The following is a 12,261-nucleotide window of genomic DNA, read 5'->3' on the forward strand; positions in this document are numbered from 1 at the left end:
TCGCGGCTCTCGATGTTCAGCGCTGTCAACCACGTGCGGTGCCCCATTCGTCAGCGCGGCCAGTTCCTGCTCGGCGTCCCCTACAGCGTGACGTCCACCCGGGGTGGCGGGGTCACACGACACGCGAGTTGCGGGCCGGCGCCGGGCCCGGGGGAGAACACGAATCGCCCGGGCGCCCGGGTGTTCCGATACGTTGGTGTCCGGCGGGGCGGCCCGACCGGCCGCACGCGCTCCGTCCGGTTGCGGCCCAGCCGGCGAGCTCGGAAGGTTTGCGATGAACGCGCTCAGCCCCGACGCCATTCGGGCGGAAACCATCACGATCACCGGCCACGGCGGCGACGAGATCGAGGCATACCGTGCCTCACCCCTAGCCGAAGGGACGCGCGGGGGAGTCGTGTGGATCCACCACATGCCCGGCTACGACCGCGAGACCAAGGAATTCGTCCGGCGGCTGGCCGTCAGCGGCTACCACGCCGTGGCCCCCAACCTCTATTCGCGTGAGGCGCCGGGCGCGTCGCCCGACGACGCGGCGGCGGCGGCGCGGGCCGCCGGCGGGGTGCCCGACGAGCGGCTGGTCGGCGACGTCGCGGGCGCGGTCGAGCACCTGCGTTCGCTGCCGGGCGCCAACGGGAAGTTCGGTGTGATCGGCCACTGCTCGGGTGGGCGACACGCGTACCTGGCGGCGTGTTCGCTGCCGTTCGACGCGGCGGTGGACTGCTACGGCGCCTTCATCGTCGAGGATCCACCCGAGGGCATGCCCAAGGCGATGAAGCCGATACTGCAGTTGGCGCCGCATCTGAGCTGTCCGATGCTGGGCCTGTTCGGGCTCGACGACCGATTCCCGGCGCCGGCCGCGGTGGCCGCACTGGACGAGGCATTGAGCCGGTTCGACAAGCCGCACGAGTTTCACTCCTACGAGGGCGCGGGCCACTCGTTCTTCTCCGTCGACCGGCCCGCCTACCGGCCGGTGGCGGCGGTCGACGGCTGGCGGCGCATCGACGACTTCTTCGCCACCCACCTGAAAGGCTAGGTACGCCCGTCATGTGCACTCATCTCACCGAACACGTCGCGATCGACGGCAGCGGCAAGGGCGCCACCGGGTGGTTCGGCGCCAGCCGCGCGACGGTGTATGTCGATCACCCGGTCCACGCGCCCTACGGCCACACCGTCAACATCGACGTGCTCAACCCGCAGCTGGGGCCGTCGGCGCGGGTGGCGCTGGAGCTCACCGAGGAAAGCGCCCTGGCGCTGGCCGACGCCATCCGGGCGGCGATCGCCCACGCGCCGGCCGGCCTGGCCGCCAAGGATCAGACGTGACCGCCGATCGCGACTACCCCCAGATGGCCGCCATGCGCGGCAGGGTCGAACCCGCGCCGCGCCGGGTGCGCGGTTATCTGGGCGACGCGCTGGTCTTCGACACCACCGCCGCCCGCTATGTGTGGGAGGTCCCCTACTACCCGCAGTACTACATCCCGTTGATTGATGTCCGCGCGGAGTTCCTGCGCGACGAGGACCATCCGCAGAAGGTGCAGTTCGGTCCGTCGCGGCTGCACTCCTTGCAGGGCGCCGGTGCGACTTACCCGTCCGCCGCGCGGGTGTTCGACGCCGACGGTGGCGGCCCGGTGGCCGGGACCGTGCGATTCGAATGGGAATCGTTGCGCTGGTTCGAGGAAGACGAGCCGATCTACGGCCATCCGCGCAATCCCTACTCGCGGGTGGATGCGCTACGCTCACACCGGCATGTTCGTGTGGAGTTGGACGGAATGATCTTGGCGGACACCAGTTCTCCTGTGCTGCTATTCGAAACAGGTTTGCCGACAAGGTATTACATCGATCCAACGGATGTCGCCTTCGAGCATCTGGAACCCAGCGCGACACAGACGCTGTGCCCGTACAAAGGCGTGACGTCGGGCTACTGGTCGGTGCGTTCCGGTGGTGTCGTGCACCCGGACCTGGCCTGGACGTACCACTACCCGTTGCCCGCGGTGGGCCAGATCGCCGGTCTGGTGGCGTTTTACAACGAAAAGCTCGACATCTTCGTCGACGGTGCCGCCTTGGCCAGGCCGCAGACCCAGTTCAGCCAGTGAAGGCCTGTGATCTTCCCCTCCCCGGGAAGTGAACGCTGAGAATTTCTTAACGCGGATGGCCTCAGGGCGCTGACCGGGAACGTTAGCGGTGAAAGCGAAATACCCCGGATGCGCGTTTGCGTCAGTTTCGCTACGGGTAAGCGACTGCGATACAGCGTAATTGAAAGCCTGAGCAGAACCTGAGTGCGGGGAGTGACGTAGCTAACGTCGGGGGATTTTCGAACCGTTTGACGCGAATTTTGGCCGGTAGACTCGCAAAACCAGTCGCGTCGGCGCCTTTTGGGTGCTGAGATCCTGCGGGATCCGGAGGCCGAACTGTCGCGCAAGTCCCGGCGACTTCGCCCCGCGCCGACAACACAGCAAAGGCGGTACAGCGTGAACGCTTCGACCGGCCGCAAGGCCTTCCCGGATGACCGGGTGTTCCAATTCGACGACACTTCGATCGTCGCAATTCCGGTGCGAAACGGTCCGATCAGCGACATCGGCATCAGCCCCGACGGCAGCCGGCTGGTCGTGGCCAACCACGGCCGCGACACGGTCTCCATCGTCGACACCGATGCCCGCCTCGTGGTGCAAACCCTCGCCCTGGACGAGCCGTTCGCGGTCGCCCTGAGCGGCGGCGACGCCCCGCGCGCCTACATCAGCACCGCAACCCCGTCCTATGACTCCGTCACCGTCGTCGACGTCGCGTCGAACGCGCGCATCGCGACGCATCCGCTGGCCCACAGCGTGAGCGACCTCGCCGTGAGCGCCGACGGAAGGTTCGTCTACGCCGGCCGGAACCACGCCCGCGGTGCCGACGTCGTGGTCGTGGACACCGCCACCGACGAGACCGAGGTGATCGACCTGGCCGGCGCGGCGGGTGTCACCGCGGACTGCGTGCGCCTCAGCCCCGACGGCGCTCAGCTTTATGCCGCCACCAACGGGCCCTCCGGCGGCGAACTTGTCGTCATCGAGACCGGCGCACCCTCCGACGGCGGCTCCCGCATCGTCGGGGCCTACGAGCTGGGTCTGCCCATCCGCGACGTCGCGCTCAGCAGCGACGGCAGCACCGCCTACGTTGCCAGTTGCGGCCCGGTGGTCGGCGCGGTGCTCGACGTCGTCGACACCCGGGCCCGCGACATCACCGGGACGCGCAAGCTCAGCGAGCTCGCCGGTCCGCTCACCCGCCTGGCGCTCAGTCGTGACGGGCGCCACGCTTACCTGGTCAGCGACGAGCATGTCGCCGTCGTGTGCACAAGCACCCACGACGTCGTCGGTGACATCGGGGTGGCGAGGCACCCGTCCTGCGTGGTCGAAAGCCCCGACGGCAGATACCTCTACATCGCCGGCCACTCCGGCGTCGTCACCGTCGTGCCGATCGCCGCCGGCGGCGGGCCGGAGGAGGCGTCGACCACCCGGCTGCCCGTGGCGGTGCCGCGGGAACCCGTGCTCGCCTAGGGAAATTGCGCACCGGTCGCCGAGCCCGGGCTTAGGGTGGAGGCTGCCGGCGGCCAGGCGTTGCCGGCCCCGGGACGCGGCCAGCACCACGCGTTCCGCAGGGTTGACATCAGGCGACGCTGCGCCTCGATCCAAAGGCGGTATCTCGATGGACAGCACGATGCAGGACTTTCCGTTGACGATCACCGCGATCATGCGGCACGGCTGCGGTATCCACGGTGCGCGTACCGTCGCCACCGCCACCGGTGCGGGCTACCGGCGAATCACCTACCGTGAGCTGGGTCAAGATGCGGCTCGGTTGGCGAACGGTCTGCGACGCCTGGGCGTCACCGGGGACCAGCGGGTGGCGACGTTCATGTGGAACAACGCCGAACACCTGGCGACCTACCTGGCGGTGCCGTCGATGGGTGCCGTGTTGCACACCCTGAACATCCGCCTCTTCGCCGAGCAGATCGCCTATGTCGCCAACGAGGCCGAAGACCAGGTGGTGCTGGTCGACGCGTCGCTGACCAAGTTGCTCGCCCCGGTGCTGGGCGACCTCAAGACCGTGCACACCGTGATCGTGGTCGGGGAGGGCGACACCGCCGCGGTCGAGGGATCGGGCAAGGCCGTGCTGCGGTATGCCGACGTGCTCGACGGCGAGTCCCCCGACTTCGAATGGCCGGAGCTCGACGAGAAGTCCGCGGCCGCAATGTGTTACACGAGTGGTACCACCGGAAACCCCAAAGGCGTTGTCTACAGCCATCGCTCGAGCTACTTACACACCATGGCGGCCTGCACCACCAACGGCATCGGCGTGGGATCCGTCGACAGCGTGCTGCCGATCGTGCCGATGTTCCACGCCAACGCGTGGGGGCTGCCCTACGCGGCGCTGATGGCCGGTGCCGACCTGGTATTGCCCGACTGCCACCTCGACGCGCGGTCGCTGATCCGCACGGTGGAGGACCTGCGGCCGACCGTGGCGGGTGCGGTGCCCACGATCTGGAACGACGTCCTGCACCGCCTGGAGGAAGAACCCGGCCACGACATGTCGTCGCTGCGGCTGGTGGTCTGCGGAGGATCGGCCGTTCCGGTGTCGCTGATGCGCACCTTCGAGGAGAACCACGGCGTGGAGATCCGGCAGCTGTGGGGCATGACGGAAACCTCGCCGATGGCAACCATGGCGTGGCCGCCGCCGGGAACGCCCGCGGACCGGCACTGGGCGTTCCGGGCGACCCAGGGCCAGCCGCTCTGCGGCGTGGAAATGCGCATCGTCGACGACGACGACCGGCCGCTGCCCAACGACGGTGCCGCCGTGGGCGAGGTGGAAGTCCGCGGCCCGTGGATCGCCGGCTCCTACTACCTCACCGCCGACGACTCGAAGTTCGACTCCGGCTGGCTGCGCACCGGTGACGTGGGGCGGATCGACGAGCAGGGATTCGTGACGCTGACCGACCGGGCCAAGGACGTGATCAAGTCCGGCGGCGAGTGGATCTCCTCGGTCGAGTTGGAGAACGGCTTGATCGGGCACCCGCATGTCGTCGAGGCCGCGGTGGTCGGCGTGCCCGACGAGCGGTGGCAGGAACGGCCGCTGGCCGTAGTCGTGGCCAAGGAGGGCACCACGGTCAGCGCCGAGGATCTGCGAAAGTTCCTGGCGGAGAAGGTGGTTCGGTGGTGGCTGCCCGAAAGGTGGGCATTCGTCGACGAGATTCCGCGCACCAGCGTGGGCAAGTACGACAAGAAGGCCATCCGGGCGCGCTACGCCGAGCACGGCTACTGGGTGGTCGAGGCCCGCGACTGAGCGCGGGCCGCGACTGCTCACGAATAGGGTCGGCTTGTTCGGTGTATTCGAGATTCACCAGCCCTGCGGAAGGATCCCCGATGACCCAGCCCCTCGTCGTCGAGCAATCGCGCGTGGTGCCCGTCGCGCAGGACGCGGCGTTCCACGGCACGCTGCCCGTCTCCCTTCCGGAGATCTTCGGCCGCTGGTACGGCCCGATCCCGCCGATCAGGGAGGTGCGGGACCAGACCGGCGACTGGGACACCGCGGGCCGGAGCCGCACGATCATGTTGGTCGGCGGTAGCGCGCGGGAAGACCTGACCAGTGTCGACGCGCCGCGATCGTTCGGTTACCGGCTCACCGGAATCCACGGGCCGATGGCGCTCCTGGTCGGTTCGGTCACCGGCGAGTGGACCTTCACCCCGGCCGGCGACGGCACCGAGATCACCTGGCGCTGGACCATTTACCCCAAGTCGCCGCTGTCCGCGCCGGGCCTGCCACTGTTCGGGATGCTGTGGAAGCGCTACGCGCGGCGAGCGTTACAGGACCTCGCCCAGGTGCTGACCCGCTGAAGCTGGGTACCGTGCCGGTATGTGCCGACTATTCGGGCTGCACGCCGGGACGGACGTATGCACCGCGACCTTCTGGTTGCTGGGCGCCCCCGACAGCCTCGCCCAACAGAGCAGGAGGAATCCGGACGGGACCGGCCTGGGGGTCTTCGACCGCCGGGGCCGCCCGCAGCTGGACAAGCAGCCCATGGCGGCCTGGGAGGACGCCGCGTTCGCCACCGAAGCGCACGAGCTGACCGGCACCACGTTCATCGCGCATGTGCGTTACGCGACGACCGGTTCGCTCGACGTCCGCAACACCCACCCGTTCCTGCAGGACGGCCGGATTTTCGCGCACAACGGCGTCCTGGAGGGCCTGGACATCCTCGAGGAGCGGCTGCGCGCGGTCGGCATCGACGAACTGGTCCTGGGCGACACCGATTCCGAGCGGGTGTTCGCGTTGGTCACCGCCTCGATCCGGGCGCTCGACGGTGACGTGACCGCGGGTCTGGTCGATGCTATGACATGGCTTGCGGCCAATGTGCCGATCTATGCGGTCAACGTGCTGCTGAGCACGGCCACCGACATGTGGGCGCTGCGGTACCCGGACACCCATGATCTCTACGTCCTGGACCGGTCCGGCGAGGCCCCCGCCCAAGCCCCGAAATTCGACATGCGCACCAAGAGAATCAACGCGCGATCGGAACACCTGTGCACCCGCCCGTCGGTGGTGTTCGCCACCGAACGCATGGACGACGACCCCCGCTGGCGTCTGCTCGAGCCCGGTGAGCTGGTCCACGTCGACGCCGGCCTGCATGTCGAGCGCACGGTGATCCTGCCCCACCCGCCCGCGCATCAGCTCCGCCGGGCCGAACTGAGCGCGCCGGTCCACGACGCGCAACACGCGGTGCCGAGCGCTCAGAGTTAGCCCGATGCCGGCCTGGCAGAGTGGGTGGGCATGGCAACCAGACGGGCGCTTGTGCTGGCGGGCGGTGGGATAGCGGGAATTGCCTGGGAGACAGGTGTTTTGCGCGGCATCGCCGACGAGTCGCCCGCGGCGGCCGGGCTGTTGCTGGATTCGGACGTGCTGGTGGGGACCTCGGCCGGCTCGACGGTCGCCGCGCAGATCGGCAGTGGGAGCACGCTCGACGCGCTGTTCGGCCGGCAGGTCGCCGAAGCGTCGGCCGAGATCGATTCCGGGGTGGACGTCGACACCATCACCGGGATGTTCCTGGCGGCCCTGGCGGAGCCCTACGCCGACGGGTCGGACAAGACGCGGCAGCAGCTGCAGCGGATCGGTGCGGTGGCGCTGGCGGCCGAAACCGTTCCGCCACCGCTGCGCCGGCAGGTCATCGCCCAGCGCCTGCCGTCGCACGACTGGCCCGACCGGACGCTGCGGATCACGGCCATCGACGTAAGCACCGGCGAATTGGTCGTCTTCGATCGCGAGTCCGGCGTCGACCTCGTCGACGCGGTGGCGGCCAGCTGCGCGGTGCCCGGCGCATGGCCGCCGGTGGCGATCGGGGGCCGACGCTACATGGACGGCGGCGTCGCCAGCTCGGTCAACCTCGGCGTGGCCGGTGATTGCGACGCGGCGGTTGTCTTGGTGCCCTCGGGCGCGGACGCGCCCTCGCCGTTCGGCGCCGGGCCTGCCGCGGAGATCTCCGCCTTTCCCGGCGCAACGTTCGCGGTGTTCGCCGACACGGGCTCGGTGGCGGCCTTCGGACCCAATCCGCTGGACCCGAAGTGCCGCGTCACCTCGGCGCTGGCCGGACGCGAACAGGGCCGCCGCGAAGCCCCGGCCCTCGCGCGGTTCCTCGGCGTCTGATCGAGCCGGGGATCGTTTGCGGCAGAAGAATTTTCAGTCTTCGGCTGTGGGGGGCGCGGCGCGGTCGGCCTCGAACGCGTCCAGGGCCTCGTCCGCCAGTGCCCGGCCGACGGTGATGACCTCGGCCGCCCGGTGGAATTCCAGGCCCCGGCAGATCGATCGCGGAACCTCGATCAACAGGTCGGGCGGGTAGACCGCCAGCGTGTGGCGCGCCAGCGCGGCCTGCGCGATGTCGATCGTCCGGTTCATCACCTCGAAACTGCCCAGCTTCGGGACTTCGGTTGTGGTGTCGGACAATTCGCCGGCCGGATCATCCCCGGCGGCGGCCTCGGCGGCCTCGGCGGCCTCGGCGACGTCGGCGTCGTCCGGCCAGGCGTCCGCTTCCGCGGGGGACACCCCGAATCTGGCAAGCACCGCGCGTGCGGTCGGCCGGTCGAGCAGCGACCGGGCCGCGGAGGTGTCGAGCAGCGAGGAAGTGCTGCGCACCATGCGGTTCAGCCAGTCGGCGGTCGCGCCGGCCTCCCCCTCACGGTTGGCGATCGCCTCACTGCCGGACAGGCTCACCGCGATGGTCACGTCCGCGTTGACCGCCGAGAGGGGTGCCATCGGCAGCGGGTCCAGGATTCCGCCGTCGGCCAGCAGGCGCCCGTCGAGTTCGTGGGGCGCGATCACGCCCGGTATGGCGATGGAGGCGCGGATCGCCGCGTCGACGGGGCCGCGCTGAAACCACACCGACTTGCCGGCCAAGAGGTCGGTCGCCACGGCGGTGAAGGGGATCGGCAGCTGCTCGATGGCGACCGGGCCGAGAATGTCGCGCACCGCGTCCAGGATCTTCTCGGCCCGCATCACCCCGGCCGCGCTGATCGAGAAGTCCAGCAGCCGCAGGATGGTGCGCTGCGTCAGGGACTTCGTCCACTCGGCGAACTCGTCGCGGCGCCCGGCCGCCTCCAAACCGCCGACCAGTGCGCCCATCGACGAGCCCGCGATGCCCACGATCTCGTACTCCCGGGCGCGCAGCGCCTCGATCACCCCGATGTGGGCGTAGCCGCGGGCCCCGCCGCTGCCCAGCGCCAACGCCACCCGCGTCGGTGATCGGCGCACGCCAACACCGCCCGTTCCATCCGGCATTCCTTCATTCTGCGCGGCGGAGCCGGCCGGCACACCGGCCGGGCCGTCACTTTAGGTACCCGTGAATTCAATCGCGCACGGGTTCGAACGGGCTAGCCGCATTCGTCGTTGGCGGCGGCGCGCGCGGCGGTGATCACGGCCGCCTGCCGGGCCGGCGCCAGATCCGCCCAGCGGGCGTTCCAGCTGCCCGCGGTGCCCGAGGGCGCGGCCTGGACCATCGCCAGATAGGGCTCGAACAGCGACTGATCGGTCCTGGGCTGGGCGTCCATCCACACTTTGGCGGCGTGACAGGCCTGGTAATACTCCTCCTCCGTCGAATTCGCGGGGACGTCGACTCTGGTCGTCACGCCGGAGGGGGAGAGCCCGACGGCGCCCGGCGGCGCCGCGTCGGGGCTACCCGGCACGCCCGCCGGCCGCCCCGGCGGGGAGGCCGGGGTGCGGCTCGGGGCGCCGGCCGAGCACGCTGTGCCCGCGAACACAGCGGCCGCCACGACGAGCGTGCCCCACAGCCGGGGCCGGTGACCGCACCAGCGCACCGACCCAATCTATGCAACACTGGCGGCCGTGATGGAGCGCTTCGGATCTTGCGAGTGTTGTCGGCCGTAACACGCCGCCGCCTGTCCGATCCCGTTTTCCCTGGAGCTCCACGATGTCACTGCCCCTGGCGAGTCCTGTGTCCCTCGCCGCGCCGGCCGCGTTGCGCCCGCGCACCTTCTCGTCCGCGTCCCCGTCGCCGGGCCCGACCCGGTTGCGCGTGCCCGACCTGCTGCACGCCACCGACCGGGCCGCCGACGACGTGCTGAGCGGGCGCTGCGACCACCTGCTGCCGCCGGGCGGGATACCGGAGTCGCGGCGCTGGTTCACCCGCATCCACGGTGACGACGAGCTGGACGTCTGGCTGATCAGCTGGGTTCCCGGCCATCACACCGAACTGCACGATCACGGCGGCTCCCTGGGCGCGTTGACGGTGGTGTCCGGGTCGCTCACCGAATTCCGTTGGGACGGCCGCGTTCTGCGCCAGCGCCGACTGGACGCCGGCGATCAGGCCGGGTTCCCACTGGGCTGGGTGCACGACGTGGTGTGGGCGCCCCGGCCCGTGGCCGTGTCCGTCTCGGGTCCGGTGCGGCCCTCGCTGAGCGTGCATGCCTACTCACCGCCGCTGACCGCGATGTCCTACTACGAGGTCACCGGCCGAAACCGGTTGCGCCGCCAGCGCACCGAACTGACCGATCAACCGGAAGGACCGTGATGAGCCGCATCGACGTCGTGTTGAGATCCGCCCGCCGCCGCTTTCGCCGCCTTCCCGCCGCCGAAGTGCCGGACGCGCTGCGGCGCGGGGCGGTGCTCGTCGACATCCGGCCGCAGGCACAGCGTTTCCGCGAGGGTGAGATCCCCGGCGCCCTGGTGATCGAACGCAACGTCCTGGAGTGGCGCTGCGACCCGACCAGTGAGGCCAGGCTGCCCGAGGCCGTCGGCGACGACGTCGAGTGGGTCATCGTGTGCTCTGAGGGCTACACCTCCAGCCTCGCGGCGGCCGCGCTGCTGGACATCGGGCTGCACCGCGCCACCGACGTCGTCGGCGGCTACCACGCGCTCGCGGGAGCCGGTGTGCTCGAACAGCTTTCGGGTGCCGCCCCGCTCGACGCCGGCCCGGGAGTGCTCGCCAACTCCGGCACCCCGGGTCGCCGCTGGCTCTAGCTACCCGGTGGAGGTGGCGTCCGAATGGAGCAGTGGCCGCAGCCTGTCGGTCTTCTCCTGCGTCCATCCGGGCGGTGACAGCACCGCCGCCCAGCCGTCGGCCGCGTCGGCCACGTAGTGGTGGCCGTGCCCCTGGGGTACCTCGACCGCCACCGCCATGTCGGCCGTGACTTGCAGGAACGTCACCACTGGGATCCAGCGCGTCTCGGGCAGCACGTCGTAGCCCCGCCGCTCCCGCAGCCAGTCGGGCTGGCTGAACAGCAGGTCGGGGGACCACCAGGCGATCGGATCCGAGGCGTGTTGCAGGTAGACCACCCGGGGGTGGTCCCACGGGGCGTTCGGGCGGCCCAAATCGGTTGGGCGAGCCACGAACCGGACGTTCTTGCCGTCGTTGTACACCGGCAGCCATTCCGGGGACCCGGCATCGCGCGTGGACGTCAGGTCGGTCCAGATGGTGTTCTGGAAGGTCGGTCCGCTGAACAGGGCGCCGTCGGTTCGGGCGAGGACGTTGTTGAGGCTCATGAACGGCGCCTCACCGCCGAACGATCCCAGGCTTTCGCCGAACACGACGAGCTTGGGGCGTTGCGCCTCGGGCATCTGGCGGATCAGGCGGTCGACGGCCTCGAACAGCGCCTGCCCGGCGTGGCGGGCGTTCTCCTTGTCCACCAGGAAGGACAGCCAGCTCGGCAGGAACGAGTACTGCATGCTGACGATCGCGGAGTTGCCGTTGTACATGTACTCGAGCGCGTCGGCCTCCGCCTCGTTGATCCAGCCGGTGCCGGTGGTTGTCGCGACGGCGACGACGGCGCGCTGCAGTCCGCCGGTGCGCTGCAGCTCCCGCGCGGCGAGTTCGGCGGTCGCCGTGATCCCGTCCGCCGAGTTCAGCCCGGCGTAGGCCCGGATCGGTTCGGTCGCGGGTGTGCCGTTGAAGGCGGAGAGTTGGGCGACCGTGGGCCCGGCTTCCACGAAGATGCGACCTTGGTGGCCAAGGGATTCCCACGACGCCAGCGACTCGGGGCCGCCGGAGCGCAGTGGGGTCTTCGGCGGCGCGGTGTCGGGATTCATCTCGTTGTTCGCCGAGGCGAAGGTGTTGTTCATGGTGCGCATGGCGGACTTGAGCACGACACCGTTGAGCAAGGTGATGGTGAGGACCACCAGCAGCGCCACCACGATGGTCGCCGACAGCCGGAACGGCGCGATCCGGTCGACCTGCCCGACCAGGAACCGGACCAGCCACCGGATGAACTGGCCGATTTCGACCAGGGTGAACAGCACCACCAGCGACAGGCCCGCGGCCACCGGGTAGTCGTACCACTGCAGGTGGGCGACGCCCATCAGGTCGCGCACGTTGTCCTGCCACACGTGGAACCAGACGGCCATCAGCACCATGCCCAGCGCACCGATCGGGATCAGCACCTTCCACGCCCAGCGCGGCGGCGGGGGGCTGTGATCCATGGCGCCCATGTAGCGCACCAGCCATACGGCGAAGACGCCCAGCCCGTAGCCGATGGCGCCGGAGATCCCGCTGACCAGCCCCTGAAACAGCGCACCGCGCGGCAGCAGCGACGGCGTCAGAGAGAACCAGATGAAGACGAGACCGACCGTGGTGCCGGTGAATGTGTAGTGGCGGACCCACCAAGGCTTTTCGGTCCACCGGGGGCCGCTAGCCGCCGGGCGGGCTTCGGGTGTGGCTTCCGGAGGTGCGCCCGGTTCGGCCTCCTCGGTGACGGCCGTCGGATTGTTCGTCGCGGGGCCCGGCTCGCTCATCGCAGG

General features: G+C 69.9%; 13 protein-coding genes. 10 read left to right on the forward strand and 3 right to left on the reverse strand.

Annotated features, from left to right (window positions below):
- Nucleotides 1-274 precede the first annotated feature (274 nt).
- From C1737_RS25545 to C1737_RS25580, 8 genes are all read left to right on the forward strand, one after another.
- Nucleotides 275-1,030, forward strand: coding sequence for a dienelactone hydrolase family protein (locus C1737_RS25545; RefSeq protein WP_067928204.1), 756 nt, complete (start codon nt 275-277; stop codon nt 1,028-1,030).
- An 11-nt stretch (nt 1,031-1,041) separates the two neighbouring features.
- Nucleotides 1,042-1,317, forward strand: coding sequence for a DUF6295 family protein (locus tag C1737_RS25550; protein WP_067928202.1), 276 nt, complete (start codon nt 1,042-1,044; stop codon nt 1,315-1,317).
- A gap of 23 nt (nt 1,318-1,340) precedes the next feature.
- The gene (locus C1737_RS25555; protein WP_102420129.1) at nt 1,341-2,087 is read left to right on the forward strand and encodes a DUF427 domain-containing protein; all 747 of its coding nucleotides are present in this window, start codon (nt 1,341-1,343) and stop codon (nt 2,085-2,087) included.
- A 375-nt stretch (nt 2,088-2,462) separates the two neighbouring features.
- The gene (locus tag C1737_RS25560) at nt 2,463-3,527 is read left to right on the forward strand and encodes a YncE family protein (protein ID WP_102419773.1); all 1,065 of its coding nucleotides are present in this window, start codon (nt 2,463-2,465) and stop codon (nt 3,525-3,527) included.
- A gap of 148 nt (nt 3,528-3,675) precedes the next feature.
- Complete coding sequence (locus C1737_RS25565) at nt 3,676-5,307, forward strand: long-chain fatty acid--CoA ligase (RefSeq protein ID WP_102419774.1); 1,632 nt, start codon at nt 3,676-3,678, stop codon at nt 5,305-5,307.
- A gap of 80 nt (nt 5,308-5,387) precedes the next feature.
- Nucleotides 5,388-5,858 (forward strand): SRPBCC family protein, encoded by a 471-nt coding sequence (locus C1737_RS25570; protein ID WP_067928195.1) that lies wholly within the window; start codon nt 5,388-5,390, stop codon nt 5,856-5,858.
- 19 nt (nt 5,859-5,877) lie between these two features.
- A complete protein-coding gene (locus C1737_RS25575) occupies nt 5,878-6,762 on the forward strand; it encodes a class II glutamine amidotransferase (RefSeq protein WP_102419775.1) in 885 nt (294 codons plus the stop codon).
- A 30-nt stretch (nt 6,763-6,792) separates the two neighbouring features.
- Entirely contained in the window at nt 6,793-7,662 is an 870-nt protein-coding gene (locus tag C1737_RS25580; RefSeq protein WP_102419776.1) for a patatin-like phospholipase family protein, read from the forward strand.
- 33 nt (nt 7,663-7,695) lie between these two features.
- On the opposite strand, the gene C1737_RS25585 is transcribed toward C1737_RS25580, so the two are convergent.
- On the reverse strand, nt 7,696-8,790 hold the full coding sequence (locus C1737_RS25585) for a patatin-like phospholipase family protein (protein ID WP_102420130.1): 1,095 nt from the start codon (nt 8,788-8,790) through the stop codon (nt 7,696-7,698).
- A gap of 92 nt (nt 8,791-8,882) precedes the next feature.
- Entirely contained in the window at nt 8,883-9,326 is a 444-nt protein-coding gene (locus C1737_RS25590; protein ID WP_369807555.1) for a lipoprotein LpqV, read from the reverse strand.
- Nucleotides 9,327-9,439: 113 nt separating this feature from the next.
- Here C1737_RS25590 and C1737_RS25595 point away from each other — a divergent pair, with 113 nt between their 5' ends.
- Complete coding sequence (locus tag C1737_RS25595) at nt 9,440-10,039, forward strand: cysteine dioxygenase family protein (RefSeq protein WP_233214820.1); 600 nt, start codon at nt 9,440-9,442, stop codon at nt 10,037-10,039.
- Nucleotides 10,039-10,488, forward strand: coding sequence for a rhodanese-like domain-containing protein (locus tag C1737_RS25600; RefSeq protein ID WP_067928182.1), 450 nt, complete (start codon nt 10,039-10,041; stop codon nt 10,486-10,488). Before C1737_RS25595 ends, C1737_RS25600 begins: the two co-directional genes overlap by 1 nt.
- Here the strand turns inward: C1737_RS25600 and C1737_RS25605 are convergent, their stop codons facing one another.
- Nucleotides 10,489-12,255, reverse strand: a complete 1,767-nt coding sequence (locus C1737_RS25605) for an alpha/beta-hydrolase family protein (RefSeq protein ID WP_102419777.1) — start codon at nt 12,253-12,255, stop codon at nt 10,489-10,491.
- Between the last annotated feature and the right edge of the window lie 6 nt (nt 12,256-12,261).

The organism is Mycobacterium sp. 4858, from assembly GCF_900240975.1.
In the GTDB taxonomy this organism is placed as follows: Bacteria; Actinomycetota; Actinomycetes; order Mycobacteriales; family Mycobacteriaceae; genus Mycobacterium.

Bases quoted from the DNA above. Each gene is read 5' to 3' on its own strand.
- C1737_RS25545 (WP_067928204.1), top strand. From the start codon at position 275: ATGAACGCGCTCAGCCCCGACGCCATTCGGGCGGAAACCATCACGATC.
- C1737_RS25550 (WP_067928202.1), top strand. From the start codon at position 1,042: ATGTGCACTCATCTCACCGAACACGTCGCGATCGACGGCAGCGGCAAG.
- C1737_RS25555 (WP_102420129.1), top strand. From the start codon at position 1,341: ATGGCCGCCATGCGCGGCAGGGTCGAACCCGCGCCGCGCCGGGTGCGC.
- C1737_RS25565 (WP_102419774.1), top strand. From the start codon at position 3,676: ATGGACAGCACGATGCAGGACTTTCCGTTGACGATCACCGCGATCATG.
- C1737_RS25570 (WP_067928195.1), top strand. From the start codon at position 5,388: ATGACCCAGCCCCTCGTCGTCGAGCAATCGCGCGTGGTGCCCGTCGCG.
- C1737_RS25575 (WP_102419775.1), top strand. From the start codon at position 5,878: ATGTGCCGACTATTCGGGCTGCACGCCGGGACGGACGTATGCACCGCG.
- C1737_RS25580 (WP_102419776.1), top strand. From the start codon at position 6,793: ATGGCAACCAGACGGGCGCTTGTGCTGGCGGGCGGTGGGATAGCGGGA.
- C1737_RS25585 (WP_102420130.1), bottom strand. From the start codon at position 8,790: ATGCCGGATGGAACGGGCGGTGTTGGCGTGCGCCGATCACCGACGCGG.
- C1737_RS25595 (WP_233214820.1), top strand. From the start codon at position 9,440: ATGTCACTGCCCCTGGCGAGTCCTGTGTCCCTCGCCGCGCCGGCCGCG.
- C1737_RS25600 (WP_067928182.1), top strand. From the start codon at position 10,039: ATGAGCCGCATCGACGTCGTGTTGAGATCCGCCCGCCGCCGCTTTCGC.
- C1737_RS25605 (WP_102419777.1), bottom strand. From the start codon at position 12,255: ATGAGCGAGCCGGGCCCCGCGACGAACAATCCGACGGCCGTCACCGAG.